The following is a 19,696-nucleotide window of genomic DNA, read 5'->3' as shown; positions in this document are numbered from 1 at the left end:
GGGAAGTGGAGGGCAACAAAGAGGGTGATATTTGTGCTGGTATGGCGCATGATACCACCCACAAAAGCGAACACGACCCCCCCCCCCCCTCCCTCTTCCCCCCCCCCGCTCCCCGTGTGCCGCAGGTCAGGCGGGGGCCGAGCCGCGCAGGGCGCCGCGGGCCGGGCGGAGCAGCAGCGAGAGCAGCGCGGCGCCCACGGCGACGGCCGCGACGAGCGTCTGGACGGGGTGGCCCGGACCGAGGATCGAGTGCGTCAGCAGCGCCCCGAGGAGGGCGGCGACGGGGCCGGTGGCGAGGGTCAGGGAGCGGGCCGGGAAACGATCCGGCAGCCGGCGGGTGGCGGCGACGGAGAGGACGAGACCGACGGCGACGGCGCCCAGAGCTTCCCAGATCATGTGTGTTCCCTCCCGCGCAACAACGGCTGACGAAGCGGACCGACCGGATGAACAAATCGGTCGTAGCGGTGGTACCCACCAGCCACGCTCAGCAACCCTCATGCCCCCGTTCCGCCGAACCGGTGGGGGAGGAGGGACGCCCGGGGCGGGAGGGAAACCCGTTCCGGCCGGGAACGCGGGCGAGAGCGCGGCGGCCGCGGCTGCCCGTCCGGAAGCGGAAGGGGAAGCGGAACCCCGCGGGCGGGGGAGAGGAACGCGGGTCCGGGAGGCGATCCCGGCGCGGTGCGGTCCCTCGGCCCCCGAGCGGTCCGCCGGTCCGGTGCGGGTGCCCCTCGGGCCCGTACGGTCCGTGGGCCGGTGCGGTCCGGGGCCCGTACGGTCCGGCCGGCCGGGGAGACGGGACGGCTGCGGGGCGGGGTCGCGCGGTGGTTGCGGGAAACAGCGACGGCGGCCGGGACGGGGAGTCCCGGCCGCCGTCGCGGGGGCCTGCGGCGCCGGTGGGGCGCCGGGGCTCAGAGTGCGCCGAAGCCGACCTTGCGGACCGCCTGCTCGCCGATCTCCACGTAGGCGAGCCGGTCCGACGGGACGAGGACCTTGCGGCCGTGCTCGTCCACCAGGCTCAGCAGCGGCGACTTGCCGCCCAGGGCGTCGGCGACGGCGCCCTCCACCTCTTCGGCAGACTGCGCGCTCTCGATGACGATCTCGCGGGGCGCGTGCTGCACGCCGATCTTGACCTCCACGGCTGATGTCCCTCCGACGGTCAGTTGGGGTGCGCGGGCGTCCGCGCCGTACGCAGCACACATTAGCCCGGTGCGGGGAGGTGCAGGGTGCCCGAGGGGCACGCCGGGAGCGAACACGGTCAGTGCGGATCGATGCCGTGCAGCGGGAAACCGGCGATGCCCTTCCACGCCAGGGAGGTCAGCAGCCCCACCGCGGTGTCGCGCGGGACCTTGCTGTCGGCCGCCAGCCAGTAGCGCGCCACCACCTGCGAGACGCCGCCGAGGCCCACGGCCAGCAGCATCGACTCGTCGCGGGAGAGACCGGTGTCCTCGGCGATCACCGTGCAGATCGCCTCGGCGCACTCCAGGGAGACCTTGTCGACCCGCTCGCGGACCGCCGGTTCGTTGGTCAGGTCGGACTCGAAGACCAGCCGGAACGCGCCGCCCGGGTCCTCGACGTAGGCGAAGTAGGCGTCCATCGTCGCCGCGACGCGCTGCTTGTTGTCGCTGGTCGACGCCAGCGCCGTGCGCACCGAGTGCAGCAGCGCCTCGCAGTGCTGGTCGAGGAGGGCGAGGTAGAGGTCGAGCTTGCCGGGGAAGTGCTGGTAGAGCACCGGCTTGCTGACGCCCGCCCGCTCGGCGATGTCGTCCATCGCGGCGGCGTGGTAGCCCTGCGCGACGAATACTTCCTGTGCCGCACCCAGGAGCTGGTTGCGCCGTGCTCGGCGCGGCAGTCGTGTGCCCCGCGGGCGCGCCGCCTCGGTCTGCTCGATGGCGCTCACGCTGCCTCCCAGAAGTCGTTCCGTACGCGGCGCGCACAAGGTCGCCCGCCGCGCCCGCCATCGTACTTTTGGGTAACCGGGCTGTGCGTGGTCCGAGCCGAGAAATTACGGTCCGGGCCCTTGTCAGAAGGTGACATAACGCCCCAGGTCATCGGTATTCGTCTTCGTTGAGTTCCACGATGCGGGACTGTTCGGCGCGGTCCGCCTCGTTCGCGGTGTCGAGGTCGGCGCCGGCGGGCGTCTCGTCGCGGTGGGGGGCGACGTCCGCGTGCTGTTCCTGGGCGTCGGCCTCCGGTGCCTCGTCGGAGAAGCCGGTTCCCGTCTCGTCGTCGAAGGTGTCCGGGTCGCTCGGATCGACCGGCATGGCGTTCCCTCTCCTGACTCTCTCGGACCTCGGTGTCTTCCTCGCCCGCGGGCGGTTCGGTGTGCGGCGCGGCGGGCCGTCGGCCGGGGCGCCTTTGGTACCGAGCGTAGAAGAGCGGATGCGGCGGCGCGATGCGGTGTGTGACCGCGAACACAACAAAGCGTGCGTGATCATCTCGTAACATCGACGGCATGTCTTCGACCGAGTCGCCCGACACCGCCACCGCAGCCCTTCCGGTGCCGCCCGGTGGTCCGGGGCGGCCCGGTCCGCAGGAGTCCGCCGAGGCGCTGCGGCTGGTGCCGCTGCCCGGACTGACGCTCGGCGTGCGGACCCTGACGGCGCCCGCCGCCCCCGGCGCGGCCGAGCGCGAGCCGGCGCTGTACGTCCACGGGCTCGGCGGCTCCTCACGGAACTGGTCGGCGCTGATGCCGCTGCTCGCCGACCGGCTCGACGGCGAGGCGCTCGACCTGCCCGGCTTCGGCGAGGCGCCGCCGCCCGACGACGGCAACTACTCGGTCGCGGCCCAGGCGCGGGCGGTCATCCGCCATCTCGACGCGGCCGGTCGCGGCCCCGTCCACCTCGTCGGCAACTCCCTGGGCGGCGCCGCCGCGACGCGGGTCGCCGCCGCCCGGCCCGACCTCGTCCGCACCCTGACACTGATCTCCCCGGCCCTGCCGGAGCTGCGGCCGCAGCGCACGGCGATCCCCACGGCGCTGCTCGCGGTGCCCGGCACGGCCCGTCTCTTCGCCCGCCTCACCCGCGACTGGACGCCCGAGCACCGCACACGCGCGGTGCTGGCGCTCTGCTACGGCGATCCGCGCAACGTCACCCCCGACGGCTTCCGCGACGCGGTCGACGAGTACACCAAGCGGCTCGAACTCCCGTATTTCCGGGAGGTGATGGAGCGCTCCGCGCGCGGGCTGGTCAACGCCTACACCCTCGGCGGGCAGCACAGTCTGTGGCGGCAGGCGGAACGGGTGCTCGCGCCGACGCTCCTCGTCTACGGTGGGCGCGACCGGCTCGTCGGATACCGGATGGCACGGCGGGCCGCCGCCGCCTTCCGCGGGGCGCGGCTGGTGACACTGCCCGACGCCGGGCACGTGGCGATGATGGAGTACCCGCGGACGGTGGCGCGGGCCATCCGGGAACTGATCGACGACACGGCGGCGGCCGATACGGGCAGGAGCTGACGGAGCGGTGGGACGGCACAGCCGCAGAGGCGGGACGCAGGACGGGAACGACACGGCGGCGACCGGGCCGCACGCGGCGGAGCCGGGCACCGGCCGCCGCCGGCGCGGACCGGGCGACGGCGAACGGCCGCACCTGGCGGAGACCGCCGTCCGCCCGCACCCGGGTCCCGTACGGGAAGGCGTCCGCGGCGGCCACCCCGAGCAGCGGGAGCCGGGCGGCGGCTGGGGTCTGCCGCCGTCGGTCCCGGGCGCGTCGGCGCCCGGCCCGCCCGCCGTGCGCCGCGCCGCGTCCCGGGTGTCCGCCACCGGGCCGCGGGTGCCGCGCCCGCGCAGCGCCGAACCGGACCTCCGGCTGCCCGACCCCGCCACCGCCGAGGTCCGCCCCGGCGCGGACGCGGCGTCCGGCGGCGGGCCCCGGCGGGAGTACCTGGAGGCGTTCGACGCGCCGGGCGGGTCCGGGGCGGCGCCCGGCGGCCGTCCGGAGGCCCTCGCGGGGCAGGCTGCGGAGCCGGAGGCCGAGATCCGGGCGGTGGGTGGCGGGGGCGGGGCGTCCGCGCCGGACGCGCCGCCCGCCGGGAACGGCCGCAAGGGCGGTCTCGGACGGACCGTCACCGGCGTCGCGGCCGCCGCGGTCACCACCGTGCTCGCCGTCGTGGTGGCCGGTCAGGTCGCCGAGCAGCGGCCGCAGACCACCGGCCACGCGGGCGGCGGGCCTGACCGCACCGACCCGCAGGACGAAGGCGCCTCACGCTCCGGGGACCGGCCGCAGGACGCCAGGCCCGCCACGTACGCGCAGCGGATGGCCGAGCCGTTCCCGCTGGATGCGAAGTTGACCGCCTCGGGGAAGTTCACCCCGGTCGGCGGCGCCGCGAAGGCCCCCGGCCGCGGGCACGTCGTCCGCTACCGCGTCGACATGGAGACCGGACTGCCGCTGGACGGCGAGCTGTTCGCCGACGCGGTGCACAAGACCCTCAACGACGAACGGAGTTGGGCGCACGGCGGCACCCGGACCTTCGAGCGGGTCGCCTCCGGCGACGCCGACTTCGTCATCACGCTGGCCAGCCCCGGCACCACCGACGTGTGGTGCGCCAAGTCGGGCCTGGACACCTCCGAGGACAACGTCTCGTGCGACTCGGCGGCGACCCCGCGCGTGATGATCAACGCCTACCGCTGGGCGCAGGGCGCGAAGACGTACGGGCCGGACAAGATGTACGCCTACCGCCAGATGCTCATCAACCACGAGGTCGGCCACCGGCTCGGCCACAACCACGAGGTCTGCTCCCGTTCCGGGGCGCTCGCGCCGGTGATGATGCAGCAGACGAAGTTCCTGACGACGGACGGCGTCACCTGCCGCCCCAACTCCTGGCCGTATCCCGGCGGTCGGTGAGGCGGGCCCCCGGGCGCGAACCCGCTGCTTAGCGCACCAGAACGCCCCGTGGGGCGGAAAGTCACGACCGTTCACCCCTTCCGGTGGCGCGACGGACAACCGTCCATCGCGCCACCGGCCCTTTTGCGTAGCGTCGTTCCGCAACCGGCGGCCCGGACCGTCCCGCCGGACACCGACACACGCCGAGACCGGAGAACGGGAGGGGACACGTGCGCATCGGACTGCTCACCGACGGTGCACGCCCCGGCGCGCCGCGTGGCGTACCGCGCTGGTACGACCGGCTCGTCCAGGGGCTGCCCGGCCACGAGTTCACGGAGTTCGCGCTGCCCGCCGCGGGCCGCGGGGCCGCACCCGGCGCCGGACGCCGTACGGACGGCCGGGGCCGCACCACCGACCGCTTCGCCCGCCGCCGCTTCGCCCGCCACTTCACCGACCTCACCGCCGCGCTCACCGCCGAACCGGCCGGCACCACCGACCAGGCGGACCGTTTCGCCGCCGGACTCCACGGCCTCGCCGACCTCGCCCGCGACCACGCCGATCTGCCCGCGCTGCTCCGCTCCGAGGCCGCCCTGCGCCTGCTGGAGCGCGTCTGCCACGCCCCCGGCGCACTCCCCGCCGCGCACGCCGCGCAGGTCCCGGACCTCCTCGCGGTCACCGCCCGCCTCGACGCGGCGCTGCGCCCGCTCTCCCTCGACTGGTACGGCGACGGCGCGCCGGGGCTCGACACCGTCGACCTCTGCCACGCCACCGCCACCGGCCCCACCGCCCTCGCCGGACTGCTGGCCAAACGCTTCTTCGGCACTCCGCTGCTGGTCACCGAGGCCAGCCCGGGACTGCGCGCCCACTACCTCGACCGGGCCACCGCCCCGCTCGGCGCCCCGGCCCGCGCCCTCCTCGCCGCCTTCCACCGGGCCCTGGCCACCGAGACGTACGCCCGCGCGACGCTCATCACCCCGGACACCGCCCACGCCCGCCGCTGGCAGGAGCGGTGCGGGGCGGCCCCGCAGCGGCTGCGCACCGTCCATCCCGGGGTGGACGCCGGGCCGTTCCTGCAAACGCCCGAGGCGCGGGCCGACGGCGCCACCACCCTGGTGTGGGCCGGATCCGTCGAACCGGCCAAGGACCTCACCGGCCTGCTGCGCGCCTTCACCCGGGTCCGCGCCGCCGTCCCGGGCGCCACCCTGCGGATCGTCGGCGGGCCCGGCGACGCCCCCGACGCGGGCGCCTACCTCGCCCACTGCCGGGCCCTGGCCGACCGGCTCTTCCCCCCGGGGCCCGGCCCCTCCCGCCCGGTGCGCTTCGAGGAGCCGGCCGGGGCGTCCGCCGTCGCCGACGCGTACGCCACCGCCGCCGTCGTGGTGCTCTCCAGCGTCGACGAAGGCTTCCCGCGCACCCTGGTGGAGGCGATGTTCAGCGGCCGGGCCACCGTCTCCACCGACGCGGGGGCGGTCTGCGAGGTCATCGGCGGCACCGGGCTGGTCGTCCCCGCCGGTGACCCGGACGCCCTCGCCGAGGCCGCGCTCGCCCTCCTCGCCGACCCGGCCCGCCGCGCCCGTCTCGGCGCCGCCGCCCGCGCGCGGGCCCTGGAACTCTTCACGCCCGAACGCCACCTCACCGCCTTCCGCGGCATCTACCTCGAACTCCTCGCCCACGCCCACCCGGAGCCCGGCCCCGGCACCCCGCGCCCCTTCGCCCGCCCCGCCGAGACCCACCTCCCCGGCCGCCGGGGCGCCGCCGTCCCCCGTACGCCCCCGACCGACCGCACCCCGAGCTGGGCCGTCGGGCCGCGCCGCCGCCCGGCGGCCACGAGAGGAGAGACGCGATGACCCCGAGCACCAACTCCCCGGACCGCGAGCCCTCCCGCACCCCCGCACGCCCCTGCCGCCCCGGCCCCGCCTGGCGCGCCGCCCGTCGCCCGGCCGCCCGCCGGGAGACGGCGCCTTCCGGCCCGGTGGCCGCCGGGCACCCGCCCCGGGAGATGCCCGCCGGTCCGCCCCGGGGAGCGGCCGCCGGGTACGCGCCCCGGGAGGCGGCTCCGGGCGGCCGCCCGCCCCGGGAGACGCCCCCCGCGCACGGCGCCGACCCTGTGAAGACGTTGATCCACCGGCACCGGCGGCTCTGCGCGTACGCCGTCGACCCGTTGGAGATCGCCGCCGGCCTGGAGGCGCACGGCGTCACCGACCGCACCGCGCACCGCTTCCGGCACCGCGACGTCTTCTCGCTCGCCGAGGAGCTGTACGCCCGGGTGCCCCGCGCGCGCGTCGCCGCCGCGCCGCTCCCGGAGCCCGCCGGGCGCGGCGCGGCCGTACGGGCCGTCCTCCCGCTGCTGCCGGGCGCGCTCTGCGCGGCCACTCTCGCCGCGGTCGCCGCCGCCCACCCGGGGCACCCGCAGGCCCGGCCCGCCACCGCCGCCGCGGGCGCCGTCCTCATCCTGCTCGCGCTCCGGCTGTGCCTGAGCGCCGGTCCGCCGCGGGGCCGCCGGGCCGGGCGCCCGTACGCCGCCGTCCTCACCGTCGGCTGGCTCGTCGGGCACGCCCTCCTCGGGGGCACGCCGGTGGCCGTGCTGCTCTCCGGAAGGCCCGGCCTCCCGCACCTCGACGCCGCCGTCGCACTCGCCCTGACCTGCGGTACCGCGCCCGCCGCGGGGCTCGCCCGGTGGTTCGCCCGGCGCGCCCGGCGCGGTCTCGCCGTCAGCCGCGGGCTGGGCGAACTCGCCTCCCGGGTGCGGCCGTTGCTGCTCGGCGTCGCCCTGCTGTACGCCGCGGCCCAGCTCGTCCTGCTGCTCGGCGCCCGCCGGCTGACCGGCGGGCCCGCCGATCCGCCCGCCGTCCTCGTCGCCGTCACCGCCCTGGGCACCCTGCTCTTCCTCGCCCGGCTGCTGGCCGTCCACGGCTTCCCCGCCGCCGCCCTCGCCGGGCCCGCGGTGGCCGCCGCCGGCGAATTCCTCGCCCTGGCCCTGACGCTCGCCGCCTGGCTGCCGGACACGCGGGCGCTCGGCCGGCCGGTGGACGCGCTCACCGCCGCCGGGGGCCCGGCCGCCGTACCGGCCGTGATCTGCGCCGCCACCGCCGCCGGCCTCCTGGCGTACGCCCTGCGGGCCCTCGCCGGGGCCCGCGCCCACCTGGCCCCGGGGCAGCCGGAGGCGGCCCGGCCATGATCCGGCGAATAGCCCTCCGGCCCGGCCGCCCGGCGGCCCGGGGCACCGGCGCCCCGCCCCCTCTCACCTCGCGGGCCCCGCCCCGGCGCGGACCTGGACCCCCTCCGGGCCGCCGTCCCTCGGCGGCCGTCCGCCCGCGGCCGCACACCACCACCGCCCCGTCCCACGAGGAGCACGCCACATGAACGTCCACCCGACCACATGCCATGAGCACCAGGGGGTCGCCCGATGAGGGTCCTGCTCATCGGCGCCAACGGCTATCTCGGCCGCTACGTCGCCGACCGCCTGCTCGCCGACCCCGCCGTCCAGCTGACCGTGCTGGGCCGCGGCGACGACGCCGACGTCCGCTTCGACCTCGCCACCGGCAGTCCCGGCGCGCTCACCCGCTTTCTCGACGCCGTCCACCCCGGTGTCGTCGTCAACTGCTCCGGTGCCACCCGCGGCGGCGCGCGCGACCTGACCCGCCACAACACCGTCGCCGTCGCCACCATCTGCGAGGCGCTGCGGCGCAGCGGCTGCGGCGCGCGCCTGGTCCACCTCGGCTGCGCCTCCGAGTACGGCCCCTCGCAGCCCGGTTCGTCCACCGCCGAGGACGCGGTGCCGCGCCCCGGCGGTCCGTACGGCGTCAGCAAGCTCGCCGCCACCGAACTCGTCCTCGGCTCCGGTCTCGACGCGGTCGTGCTGCGGGTCTTCTCGCCGGTCGGGCCGGGGACGCCCGCCGGTTCGCCGCTCGGACGGCTGGCGGAGGCGATGCGCCGCGCCATGCAGTCCGGCGACGGGGAGCTGAAGCTCGGCGGGCTCGGCGTCCAGCGGGACTTCGTCGACGTCCGTGACGTGGCGCGCGCGGTGCACGCCGCGTCGCTCTCCGCCGCGCAGGGCGTCGTCAACATCGGCACCGGGCGCGCGGTGCGGCTGCGGGAGGCCGCGTCGGTCCTGGCCCGGGTCGCCGGGTTCGGCGGCGCGCTGCACGAACTGGACTCGCCGCCCGCCCGCCTGATCATCCCGGGCCCGTCGCCGGAGCACGGCGCCGCGCCGCCCACCTACCCCTACCCGGACGGCTGCGGCACCTGGCAGCAGGCCGACGTACGCACCGCGCGGGACCGGCTCGGCTGGCGGCCGCGGATCGGACTGGAGGAATCCCTCGCCGACATCTGGATGGAGGCCGCATGCCGCATCTGACCACCGCGGGCACGACCCGCGCCCCCACCGGTGACGGGCCCTTCGGGGTCGGCGTCCCGGGCATCGCCCATCCGCTGCTCGCGCCCACCGAGTGGGCCGAACTGCTGCGGGTCTCCCGGGGGTTCGTCGCCCCCCGGGAGGCCCCCCGGGGCGTGGCGGGCGCGGTGCCCGGCTACGCCCCGGTCGCCCCGGTCCACTGGGCGGTCCTCGACGTCGCCCGGGGCCCGGGGGAGCGTCCCGATCCGCACTGCCTGCCCGCCGCCGCCCGGCTGCGTGAGACGGGTGTCCGCCTGTTGGGACATCTCGATCTCCGGTACGGCACCCGGCCCTTCGGGGAGCTGATCGCCGACGCCCACCGCTTCCTGGAGTGGTACCGGACCGACGGATTCCTGCTGGGCCGGGCCCCGTTGGACCGCGCCGAACTGCCCGCCACCCGCCGCGCCGCCGCCGCGCTGCGCGGTCTGGCGGACGGCGTCCACCTCGTCCTCGGCCACGGCGCCCATCCGCACCCGGGGTACGCCGAATCCGCGGACCAGCTCATCACCTTCGCCGGTCCGTGGTGCGAATACCGCTGGTCACAGGTGGCGCAGTGGACCGCCGACCATCCGCCCGAGAAGTTCTGCCACCTCGTCCACGGCGTCCCGGGCACCCACCTCGACGAAGCGCTGCGGATCGCCCGCTGGCAGGGCGCCGGAACGGTCTTCTTCACCGACCGCCGCGACCGCGACGGCGACGCCTGGGAGACGCTGCCCGGCTACTGGGACGATTTCGTCTCGCGCATCGGACCAGGTGTCTTGGAATGAAGACGGGCGTGGCAGTGTTACGGACAGAACAACCGTACTGCCCCACACCGACCAACCCCCTTGTTGAGGTCTTCCGTGTCGCTGCCACCCCTGGTCGAGCCCGCTTCGGAGCTCACCGTCGACGAGGTCCGCAGGTACTCCCGCCACCTGATCATCCCCGACGTGGGGATGGACGGGCAGAAGCGGCTGAAGAACGCCAAGGTGCTGTGCGTGGGCGCCGGCGGCCTCGGCTCGCCCGCCCTGATGTACCTCGCCGCGGCCGGCGTGGGCACCCTGGGCATCGTGGAGTTCGACGAGGTCGACGAGTCGAATCTGCAACGGCAGATCATCCACAGCCAGGCGGACATCGGCCGCTCCAAGGCCGCGTCTGCCAAGGACTCGGTGCTCGGCATCAACCCGTACGTGAACGTGGTCCTGCACGAAGAGCGGCTCGAAGCCGAGAACGTGATGGACATCTTCCGCCAGTACGACCTGATCGTGGACGGCACGGACAACTTCGCCACCCGCTATCTCGTCAACGACGCCTGCGTGCTGCTGAACAAGCCGTACGTCTGGGGCTCCATCTACCGCTTCGACGGTCAGGCGTCCGTCTTCTGGAGCGAGCACGGCCCCTGCTACCGCTGCCTCTACCCGGAGCCCCCGCCCCCCGGCATGGTCCCCTCCTGCGCCGAGGGCGGTGTCCTCGGCGTGCTCTGCGCCTCCATCGGCTCCATCCAGGTCAACGAGGCCATCAAGGTCCTCGCCGGCATCGGTGACCCGCTCGTCGGCCGCCTGATGATCTACGACGCGCTGGAGATGACGTACCGCCAGGTCAAGGTCCGCAAGGACCCGGGCTGCGCGGTCTGCGGCGAGAACCCCACCGTCACCGAGCTGATCGACTACGAGGCGTTCTGCGGCGTCGTCTCCGAGGAGGCCCAGGAGGCGGCGATGGGCGCGACGATCACGCCCAAGCAGCTCAAGGAGTGGATCGACGCCGACGAGAAGATCGAGATCATCGACGTCCGTGAGCCGAACGAGTACGAGATCGTCTCGATCCCCGGCGCCAAGCTGATCCCGAAGAACGAGTTCCTGATGGGCAACGCCCTCCAGGACCTCCCGCAGGACAAGAAGATCGTCCTGCACTGCAAGACCGGCGTCCGCTCCGCCGAGGTCCTCGCCGTCCTGAAGTCCGCCGGCTTCGCCGACGCGGTCCACGTCGGCGGCGGCGTCATCGGCTGGGTCAACCAGATCGAGCCGGAGAAGCCGGTCTACTAGCCGAAGAAGCCGGTCTGCCGACCGCGCACCGGGGGCCGTGAGCGCCGCCCCGGACACGGCGAAGGCGCCGCCCCGCAAGCCGCGGGGCGGCGCCTTCGCCGCGCACCGGGGGCCCGTCAGATCTCGCCCTTGCGGGTGAGGTGGGTGAAGGCCAGCCAGCCGGGCAGCACCGGCAGCCAGAACGTCATCAGCCGGAACAGCATCACCGCCGGGAACGCGACGTCACCGCCGAGCCCCGCCAGCGTCAGCGCCGTGATCAACGCGCCCTCGATCGCGCCCACACCACCCGGTGTCGGTGCCGCCGAGCCCAGCGCGTTGCCGGCGAGGAACGCCACCGCGATGCTCGCGTAGCTGAGCGTGTCGCCGCCGCCGAAGGCGCGGATGGACGCGTCCAGGCACATCACGTTCGCCGCCGTCAGCAGCAGCATCCCGCCGATGCCGGTGACCAGCTTCCCCGGACGCTGGAGGATGTCCAGCATCCGCGGCACCACCCCGGCGAACAGTGACCGCACCCGCGTCACCACGAACTTCCGCAGCACCGGCACCGCCGTCACCACCAGCACCAGCACCGCGACCGTCAGCAGTCCGGCGATGACCGTCCGGGACGGCGACAGCTGATCCTCGCCGCTCTCCGTCCCCGTCAGATAGCCGAACGTCAACAGCAGCAGCACGTGCGCGCCCAGCCCGAACAGCTGCGAGGCGCCGACGCTCGCCACCGCCAGCCCCGGCCGCACCCCGGCCCGCTGGAGGAACCGGGTGTTCAACGCCACGCCGCCGATCGCGGCGGGCGCCACCAGCTTCACGAAGTTCCCCGCGATCTGCGCGATCACCGTCCGGACGAACGACACCTTCTCCGTGACGAACCCCAGCAGGCTCATCGCCGCCGCGATGTACGTCGCCGCCGAGAACACCATCGCCACCAGCACCCAGATCCACTGGGCCTGGCTGATCACATGGATCAGATCGAAGTGCGCCACCTGCGACATCAGCTGCGACAGCAGCAGATACGCGGCGAAAGCGCCGGCGATCCAACTGATCAGGATCCGCGGGCTGAGCCGTTCCAGCTTCGCCGGTTCGATCACCGCCGTCGGACGGATCAGCAGCACCTGCCGCCGGATCTGCGCCAGCAGATCCTCCTCGCGCGCCTCCTCCGACGCCTCGTCCAGCGCCCGCTTCTCGTCCGCCTTCGCCTGCGCGCGCATCGCCCGCAGCCGCTTGCGTTCCGCGGGCCCGGCCGCCGCCAGCTTCTCCCGGGACTCCTTCGCGGACCGCGACGCCTCCAGCACCGCCTCCCGCTCCCGCGCGGACCGCTCCCGGGCCCGCTGCCGCAGCGTCGCCCGCGTCGTCCGGCTCAGCGCGATCGGCTGGAGCAGCGGCAGACTGTCCGCGACCGCGTCCGGCCCCAGCACCTCCACCGCGACGGCCACCGCCCGCTCCGCGCCGACCCGCAGTCCCAGCGTCGTCAGCAGCTGCGCGACGTCCATCCGCAGCACCAGATCACCCGCGGCGATCTCACCGCCGCGCAGCTCCGTCAGCGTCACCCTGCCGGAACGATCCACCAGCAGGGCGTCCCCGACCAGCCGCCGGTGCGCGATCCGCCGCGACTGCAACGCCGCGACCTGCTCCCACGCGCTGCGCAGCACCGCGTCGGTGATCTCCGCGTCGTCCAGCGCGTCCAGCCGCCGCCCGCCGATGTGCTCGTACACCAGCATCACGGCGTCCGGGCCCAGCTCCGACGTGGCGATCAGCTTCGGGGCGCGGGCGCCCGCGGCGATCGCGGCGTACGCCAGCAACGCCTCCTGCTCCAGCGCCTGCCGCAGCGACTGCAGGCTGCGGCGCTGGTTGATGCCGCGCAGCGACAGACGCCGCCACACCCGGTAGAAGAAGCCCTGCGCCTGCTGTTCGCGGTCGACGACCGTCACATCGATGGGCGGGCCGTCCTCCCGCGTCACCAGGTAGCGGCGCCCGCGGTCGGAGTGCTCGGGGTGGTCCGGGTTGGCGAGGTCCTCGGCGCGCAGCGCGCTCACCGGGTGGAACCCCACGCGCCGCAGCCCGGCGAGGAGGTTCTGCCCGGTGGGCCGCACATTGGGGGTGCCGACCGCGTACAGCGTCCCGTAGGCCACCGTCCAGCCGATCAGCACCGTCGTGACGATCGCGAACGGGGTGGTGTACCGGCCGACCAGCACCGCGAAGGCGTCCAGCAGCAGCACGCACCACATGGCCACCCGCCACCGCGGGCGCCGCGACATCCCCACCGCCGTCATGTACGCGATGACCGGCGCGAGGTAGCTGTGCACCGGCGTGGTCAGCGACCCGTCGTGCATCCGCTGGGTCAGCGCCGCCCGGATCGAGGCGGGCGCCGCCTCCGCGACCCACAGGTCCGTCGCCAACGACACCCCGTGCGCCAGCACCGCCGCCAGCACCCCGTCGGCGATGCGCAGCCCGTCGCGTTTGATCAGCCGTTCGACGGCGAACGCCACCGGGACGATCAGCACCGCCACGCTCGACGCCAGACCCGCGAAGTTGATCAGCAGCCGCGGGGCCTGGCCCGCGCCCTTGCCGATGTCGTCGGCCAGCCCCTGCGTCGTGGCGTGCGCGAACGCCGCCAGCGCCAGGACCAGCGCGATCCCCGCGATGCCGAGCAGCAGCCGGAGCAGATCCGCCGGGCGGTGCACCCGCGCCGGCAGCAGCGGCTCGTCACCGGACACCCGGTCCGCGTGCTCCTCGCCGTCCGGGCATCCCACGCCGTCGCACGTCGCCGGATGCGAACCGGTCCGGGGCACACCGCCGTCCCCGCCGGACGCCGCGGCCGGGGCGCCCGCGGGCCGCTCGGGCCCCGCGTGCTCCACGTCCGGCTGCGATCCGGCTCCCGTCTCGTGCCCCTGCGGCGTCCGCTGCGCGTCGTCGCCCGCGTGGTGCGCGGGCCCGTCGGGTCTCTCGGACGCCCCGGGTCGTTCGGCCTTCTCGATCGTGCTCGCCTTTTCGGTCGCGGAGACCGCGGACGGCCTCCGTTGCTGCTTCCCCTGATCCGCCGCCGACCGGTCGGTCCGGCGCCTCGGCGCCGTGCCTCCCGGGGCGGTGGCGGCGGCTCCCGGCTGCCGGGCACCAGGCGCTTCCGCCTCCCGCGGAGGCGCCGCGCCCTGCCGTCCGGACGTCGCGTTTCGCTCACGTCCCACCAGTCACCGCCCGGAAGATGGTGGCACGGCTGTACGGGAGGCGGGGGGATCAGGGTGCTTTTCGCGGCCGGGAGAAGCGGAAGCCGAGCCCCCGCTCGCCGCCCGGCACCCACCCCGAGCCTCCCGCATCACGGGCCCGCACGCGGCCCGTACCCGGCCCCCGGCACACGCCCCGCGCCGTTGTCGGCGGGGTACGGCAGGATGGACCGAATGAGTGGCCACCGCGACGGCACCGCACCTGACCCCTCCGTGCCCGGCACCCCGCCCCCGAAGGACATCCGCCCCGCACCCGAGCTGCCCGACTACGCCGAACGCGTCCTCGGCGTGGCCGAACGCATCCCGCCCGGCCGCGTCCTGACCTACGGCGACATCGCCGCCCGCCTCGCCGCCGAGGACCGCGACGGCCGCGGCGCCGGCGGCCCCCGCCAGGTCGGCCGCGCCATGGCCCTCTACGGCGGCGCCGTCCCCTGGTGGCGCGTGGTCCGCGCGGACGGCGCCCCGCTCCCCGGCAGCGAACACCGCGCCCTCGCCCACTACCGCGCCGAAGGCACCCCGCTGCGCACCACCGCCGACGGCTCCACCGCCCGCCTCGACATGCGCCGCGCCCGCTGGGACGGACCCCTCGGCCCCGCCGCCGGCTGTGACGTTCCCGACACCGCCCCCGGCGCCCGGACCGTCGTCGACCTCACCCACCTCCCGGGCCTCCCGGAGGGCGCGATCCCCCTCGGCGAGGACGGACCCGCACCCGGCGACGCCGCCACGCCCGGGGGCCGCACCGCAGGTCGCGGCCGCGACGACGGCCCGGCGGTCCCCGACGGACCGGCCCCGCGCACCCGGCGCCGGGGCCGCGGCCGGGCGGCGCACTCCTGAATCCGCGCGCCCTCGCCACCCGGGGGCACCCTGTGGACAACCGCCGTCCAGCCCGCCGCCTGGCGTAGCGTCGAGGTCCGGCACCGCACCCCCGGACGACCGGGGCGGCCCGGACCGGCCGCCCGGTCCGGGCCCGGCGGCGCCCCGCCCGCCACGGCCCCGCGCCGTCACCGCCCGCACCTCCGCCCCGTCACGACCCGTACCTCCACCAGAACCGGCGAACCACGTGAGCTCCTCCCTCTCCGACACACCGCGACGCCCGCACCCCCGCGCGCCGCGGCGGGACGCCCCCGGCCCGTACCGCCTGGTGCGGACCGACCCGGGGACGACGGAGCCTCCTGCCTTGGACGCCGCGCAGCGCGCGGTGGTTCAGCACGGCGAGGGACCGCTCCTCGTCCTCGCCGGGCCCGGCACCGGCAAGACCACCACCCTCGTCGAGTCCGTCGCCGCCCGCGTTGGAGGCGGCGCCGACCCCGAGCGGATCCTCGTCCTCACCTTCAGCCGCAAGGCCGCCGTCGCCCTCCGCGACCGCCTCGCCGCCCGCCTCGGCTCCACCGCCCTCCCGCAGGCCACCACCTTCCACTCCTTCTGCTACGCCCTGGTCCGCGCCCACCAGGACGCCGACCTCTTCGCCGACCCGCTGCGACTGCTCTCCGGCCCCGAACAGGACCTCGTCGTCCGCGAACTCCTCGCCGGCCAGGCCCGCCTCGCCGCCGCCGGCCGCGCCCGCGTGACCTGGCCCGACGAACTCCGCGCCTGCCTGACCACCCGCGGCTTCGCCGACGAGGTCCGCGCCGTCCTCGCCCGCAGCCGCGAACTGGGCCTGGGCCCCGACGCCCTCGCCGCCTTCGCCCGCCGCACCGGACGCCCCGACTGGTCCGCCGCCGCCGGCTTCCTCGCCGAATACCTCGACGTCCTCGACGCCCAGGGCGTCCTCGACTACGCCGAACTCGTCCACCGCGCCGTCCTCCTCGCCGAGGACCCGGACACCGGCGTCGCCCCCCGCCTGGCCGCCGCCTACGACGCCGTCTACGTCGACGAGTACCAGGACACCGACCCCGCCCAGCTCCGCCTCCTGACGGCCCTCGCCGGACCCGGCACCACCCGCGGCGCACCCGGCACCCCCGGCCGCACCCTGATCGCCTTCGGCGACCCCGACCAGTCGATCTACGCCTTCCGCGGCTCCGACGTGAACGGCATCCTCGACTTCCCCACCGCCTTCCCCCGGGGCGACGGCACCCCCGCCCCCGTCGCGGTCCTCACCACCGCCCGCCGCCCCCGCGCCGCCCTCCTGGCCGCCACCCGCGAAGTGGCCCGCCGAATGCCGCTCACCCGGCTGCCCGCCGCCACCGTCCGCGCCCACCGCACACCGGACGCCGTCCGCCCCGGCGGCCGCGTCGACGTCCTCACCTACCCGACCCCCGGCGCCGAACTCGACAACATCGCCGACCTGCTGCGCCGCGCCCACCTGGAGGACGGCGTCCCCTGGCACGAGATGGCCGTCCTGGTCCGCGCCGGCGCCCGCTCCCTGCCCGCCGTCCGCCGCGCCCTCACCTCCGCCGGCGTTCCCCTCGACATCGACGGCGACGACCTCCCCCTCCGCGACGAGCCCGCGGTGGCCCCGCTGCTCACGGCGTTGCGGGTGGCCGCCCGGGGAGCGCTGGAACGCGCCCGGGACGCCGCCGCGGGCGATGCGGCCGCGGCCGGGCCGGATCCCGCCGGGGGACTGGACGCCGCTGACGGCGCGCCGGGTGATCCGGTGGCCGAGCCCGGGTCCGTACCTGACGGCCCGGGGGAGGGGCCTGTTCCCGGCGGGCCGGTGGCCGAGCCCGCGTCCGTACCGGGCGGGCCGGGTACCGCCGACGGTCCGGGCACCCCGGAGGAGACCGTCGCGCCGGACACCCCGGGGCCCGCGTCCGCGGTGCCGGCCGACGACGAGGAGGCGGCACCCGCGTCCGGCGGCCCCGGGGACGCCCCCGCGCCGGTACCGGACACCCCGGCGGACACCGCCGCCCCGGGCGGCACCCTCGCCCCCGCCCACCTCACCCCCGAGACCGCGCTCGACCTGCTCACCTCGCCGCTCGGCGGGATGGACGCCGCCGACCTGCGGCGGCTCGGGCGCGCCCTGCGCGAGGAGGAGCGGGCCGCGGGCACCGCGCTGCCCCGCCCGTCGGACGAACTCCTCGCCCGCGCCCTCGCCGAACCCGAACGCCTCGTCGCCCACGACCCCGCCCATGCCCGCGGCGCCCAGCGCCTCGGCCGCCTCCTGCGGGCCGCCGAGGACCTTCTCGCCGCCGGCGGCACCGCCGAAGCCGCCCTGTGGGAGCTGTGGAACGGCACCCCCTGGCCACAGCGTCTGGAACGCGCCGCGCACCGCGGCGGCGCCGCCGGACGCAACGCCGACCGCGACCTCGACGCCGTCGTCGCCCTCTTCGAGACCGCCGCCCGCGCCGAGGAACGCACCGGCGGCCGCGGCGCCCTCAACTTCCTCGAAGAACTGGCCGCCCAGGACATCGCCGCCGACACCCTCACCCGCCGCGTCCCCACCCACGACGCCGTCCGCCTGATGACCGCCCACCGCGCCAAGGGCCTCGAATGGAGCCTCGTCGTCGTCGCCGGCGTCCAGGAAGGGCTCTGGCCCGACCTGCGCCGCCGCGGCTCCCTCCTCGAAGCCGACCGCATCGGCCGCGACGGACTCGCCGAACCCCTCACCTCCGGCGCCCTCCTCGCCGAGGAACGCCGCCTCTTCTACGTCGCCGCCACCCGCGCCCGCGACCGCCTCGTCGTCACCGCCGTCAAAGCCGCCGCCGACGACGGAGAGGCGCCCTCCCGCTTCCTCACCGAACTCGGCGTCCCCCCTCAGGACGTCACCGCCCGCCCGCGCCGCCCGCTGGCCGTCGCCGCCCTCGTCGCCGAACTCCGCGCCACCACCGTCGACCCCGCCGCCACCCCCGCCCTCCGCGACGCCGCCGCCCACCGCCTCGCCCGCCTCGCCGCCCTCCGCGACGACGACGGCCGCCCCCTCGTCCCCGCCGCCCACCCCGACAACTGGTGGGGCCTGGCCGAACCCACCCACAACGCCACCCCGCTCCGCGACCGCGACCAGCCCGTCGTCCTCTCCGGCAGCGCCCTCGACCAGCTCGCCCGCACCTGCGCCCTCCAGTGGTTCCTCGGCCGCGAGGTCAAGGCCGACGCCCCCGCCACCGCCGCCCAGGGCTTCGGCAACGTCGTCCACGTCCTCGCCGACGAGGTCGCCTCCGGCCGCACCCCCGCCGACCTCGCCGTCCTCATGGCCCGCCTCGACTCCGTCTGGGACGCCCTCGCCTTCGACGCCCCCTGGAAATCCCGCCAGGAGAAGGAGAACGCCCGCGCCGCCCTGGAACGCTTCCTGCGCTGGCACACCGACGAACGCGACCTCCGCGGCGCCACCCCCGCCGCCTCCGAGCACGACTTCGACGTCACCCTCGACGCCGGCCCCCACCAGATCCGTATCCGCGGCACCATGGACCGCGTCCAACGCGACGACCAGGGCCGCGCCTACGTCGTCGACTTCAAGACCGGCAAACAGAAACCCACCGGCCCCGAGGTCGCCCACCACCCCCAGCTCGCCGTCTACCAGCTCGCCGTCCGCCAGGGCGCCCTCGACGACGCCTTCGACGGCCGCACCCCCGAGACCGCCGGCGCCCAACTCGTCCACCTCCGCCTCGGCGCCCCCCGCAAGGACGGCGGCGACGCCCTGCCCACCGTCCAGACCCAGCCACCCCCCGACGGCGCCTGGGTCGGCGACCTCCTCGCCGAAGCGGCCGGCCGCGTCCTCGACGAACGCTTCACCCCCACCACCGGCACCCACTGCACCCACTGCGCCTTCCGCACCTCATGCAGCGCACAGCCGGAGGGCCGCCAGATCGTCGAGTAAGGGGCTCCGAGCGCGAGGCGCTACGGGGGAGGCCATGACCGGAGCCGGACGGCGGGCCACGTGTCCGAGCGGGGTGCGGGTCTGAGCGGGCTACGGGGCCGAGAGGCGCTGATGGACGGAGCGTGGCAGTGGCGGCCGTACTGGAGAGCGGGGGCGGGCGCGATGGGGCGCTGGTCCGGGCGGCCGGGTGAGGGCCAGGCGGCGGGGAGGACCGGAAGACCGGCTGCCGGGCCGTTCGCGGGGTGACGGCGGCACGCGAGCGGGTGCCGGGTGCCGGGCCACCGTCGTCCGCCGCACGCCGCGAAGGGCCGGAGAGCCCGGATCCGGCCCTTCGCGGCGTGCGGGCCGTGCGCCTGTACCTGCTCACTGGTCCCCGTGAACCCGTGGGCGTGGCCCCGCGCAGCCGCCCGCCGCCCCGGCGCCACTCCAGGGCAAACCGGTACGGCCGCGAGCTGCCGTGCCCAGCCCCGCCGCCTGCTGCCCGCAGCCCGCCCGCCACACGC

At 76.2% G+C, this 19,696-nt stretch carries 13 protein-coding genes and 1 pseudogene; 9 read left to right on the top strand and 5 right to left on the bottom strand.

Annotation, left to right across the window (positions count from 1 at the left end; all coding sequences use genetic code 11):
* Nucleotides 1–126 precede the first annotated feature (126 nt).
* The 4 genes from ACZ4M8_RS07610 to ACZ4M8_RS07595 form a co-directional block, all read right to left on the bottom strand.
* Nucleotides 127–396 carry a hypothetical protein gene (locus ACZ4M8_RS07610; protein ID WP_467604216.1) on the bottom strand — a complete coding sequence of 90 codons (270 nt, stop codon included), beginning with the start codon at nucleotides 394–396 and terminating at the stop codon, nucleotides 127–129.
* Nucleotides 397–908: 512 nt separating this feature from the next.
* On the bottom strand, nucleotides 909–1,136 hold the full coding sequence (locus ACZ4M8_RS07605; RefSeq protein ID WP_467604214.1) for a DUF3107 domain-containing protein: 228 nt from the start codon (nucleotides 1,134–1,136) through the stop codon (nucleotides 909–911).
* 119 nt (nucleotides 1,137–1,255) lie between these two features.
* Entirely contained in the window at nucleotides 1,256–1,897 is a 642-nt protein-coding gene (locus tag ACZ4M8_RS07600) for a TetR/AcrR family transcriptional regulator (RefSeq protein ID WP_467604212.1), read from the bottom strand.
* Between the two features lie 148 nt (nucleotides 1,898–2,045).
* On the bottom strand, nucleotides 2,046–2,261 hold the full coding sequence (locus ACZ4M8_RS07595) for a hypothetical protein (protein WP_467604211.1): 216 nt from the start codon (nucleotides 2,259–2,261) through the stop codon (nucleotides 2,046–2,048).
* A gap of 191 nt (nucleotides 2,262–2,452) precedes the next feature.
* Here ACZ4M8_RS07595 and ACZ4M8_RS07590 point away from each other — a divergent pair, with 191 nt between their 5' ends.
* The 7 genes from ACZ4M8_RS07590 (at nucleotide 2,453) to moeZ (ending at nucleotide 11,231) form a co-directional block, all read left to right on the top strand.
* Nucleotides 2,453–3,451 carry an alpha/beta fold hydrolase gene (locus ACZ4M8_RS07590; RefSeq protein WP_467604209.1) on the top strand — a complete coding sequence of 333 codons (999 nt, stop codon included), beginning with the start codon at nucleotides 2,453–2,455 and terminating at the stop codon, nucleotides 3,449–3,451.
* Between the two features lie 7 nt (nucleotides 3,452–3,458).
* Nucleotides 3,459–4,838, top strand: coding sequence for a DUF3152 domain-containing protein (locus tag ACZ4M8_RS07585; protein ID WP_467604208.1), 1,380 nt, complete (start codon nucleotides 3,459–3,461; stop codon nucleotides 4,836–4,838).
* Nucleotides 4,839–5,047: 209 nt separating this feature from the next.
* Complete coding sequence (locus tag ACZ4M8_RS07580) at nucleotides 5,048–6,664, top strand: glycosyltransferase (RefSeq protein ID WP_467604207.1); 1,617 nt, start codon at nucleotides 5,048–5,050, stop codon at nucleotides 6,662–6,664.
* On the top strand, nucleotides 6,661–7,995 hold the full coding sequence (locus ACZ4M8_RS07575; RefSeq protein WP_467604204.1) for a hypothetical protein: 1,335 nt from the start codon (nucleotides 6,661–6,663) through the stop codon (nucleotides 7,993–7,995). The genes ACZ4M8_RS07580 and ACZ4M8_RS07575 overlap by 4 nt, the downstream gene beginning before the upstream one ends.
* 228 nt (nucleotides 7,996–8,223) lie before the next feature.
* Nucleotides 8,224–9,174 (top strand): NAD-dependent epimerase/dehydratase family protein, encoded by a 951-nt coding sequence (locus ACZ4M8_RS07570; protein WP_143943821.1) that lies wholly within the window; start codon nucleotides 8,224–8,226, stop codon nucleotides 9,172–9,174.
* On the top strand, nucleotides 9,162–9,977 hold the full coding sequence (locus ACZ4M8_RS07565) for a spherulation-specific family 4 protein (RefSeq protein ID WP_467604201.1): 816 nt from the start codon (nucleotides 9,162–9,164) through the stop codon (nucleotides 9,975–9,977). The genes ACZ4M8_RS07570 and ACZ4M8_RS07565 overlap by 13 nt, the downstream gene beginning before the upstream one ends.
* 75 nt (nucleotides 9,978–10,052) lie before the next feature.
* A complete protein-coding gene (gene moeZ, locus ACZ4M8_RS07560; RefSeq protein ID WP_467604198.1) occupies nucleotides 10,053–11,231 on the top strand; it encodes an adenylyltransferase/sulfurtransferase MoeZ in 1,179 nt (392 codons plus the stop codon).
* Between the two features lie 116 nt (nucleotides 11,232–11,347).
* Here moeZ and ACZ4M8_RS07555 read toward each other — a convergent pair whose 3' ends face one another.
* Nucleotides 11,348–14,200: a lysylphosphatidylglycerol synthase domain-containing protein gene (locus ACZ4M8_RS07555; protein ID WP_467605293.1), complete on the bottom strand. Its 2,853-nt coding sequence runs from the start codon at nucleotides 14,198–14,200 to the stop codon at nucleotides 11,348–11,350.
* 387 nt (nucleotides 14,201–14,587) lie between these two features.
* On the opposite strand from ACZ4M8_RS07555, the pseudogene ACZ4M8_RS07550 reads away from it, so the two are divergent.
* Both ACZ4M8_RS07550 and ACZ4M8_RS07545 read left to right on the top strand, forming a co-directional pair.
* A pseudogene (locus ACZ4M8_RS07550) lies at nucleotides 14,588–15,046 on the top strand (MGMT family protein); the annotation flags it as partial.
* A 457-nt stretch (nucleotides 15,047–15,503) separates the two neighbouring features.
* Nucleotides 15,504–19,193 carry an ATP-dependent helicase gene (locus tag ACZ4M8_RS07545; protein WP_467604196.1) on the top strand — a complete coding sequence of 1,230 codons (3,690 nt, stop codon included), beginning with the start codon at nucleotides 15,504–15,506 and terminating at the stop codon, nucleotides 19,191–19,193.
* Nucleotides 19,194–19,696: the final 503 nt, after the last annotated feature.

Source organism: Streptomyces sp. NPDC027185 (genome assembly GCF_055567035.1).
Note: the sequence above shows the minus strand (reverse complement) of the source record. Positions and strands in the feature narration are given on the sequence as shown.

Excerpts from the sequence above, each read along its gene's own strand:
- ACZ4M8_RS07610 (WP_467604216.1), bottom strand. The coding sequence starts at position 396 with ATGATCTGGGAAGCTCTGGGCGCCGTCGCCGTCGGTCTCGTCCTCTCC.
- ACZ4M8_RS07595 (WP_467604211.1), bottom strand. The coding sequence starts at position 2,261 with ATGCCGGTCGATCCGAGCGACCCGGACACCTTCGACGACGAGACGGGA.
- ACZ4M8_RS07590 (WP_467604209.1), top strand. The coding sequence starts at position 2,453 with ATGTCTTCGACCGAGTCGCCCGACACCGCCACCGCAGCCCTTCCGGTG.
- ACZ4M8_RS07575 (WP_467604204.1), top strand. The coding sequence starts at position 6,661 with ATGACCCCGAGCACCAACTCCCCGGACCGCGAGCCCTCCCGCACCCCC.
- ACZ4M8_RS07570 (WP_143943821.1), top strand. The coding sequence starts at position 8,224 with ATGAGGGTCCTGCTCATCGGCGCCAACGGCTATCTCGGCCGCTACGTC.
- ACZ4M8_RS07565 (WP_467604201.1), top strand. The coding sequence starts at position 9,162 with ATGCCGCATCTGACCACCGCGGGCACGACCCGCGCCCCCACCGGTGAC.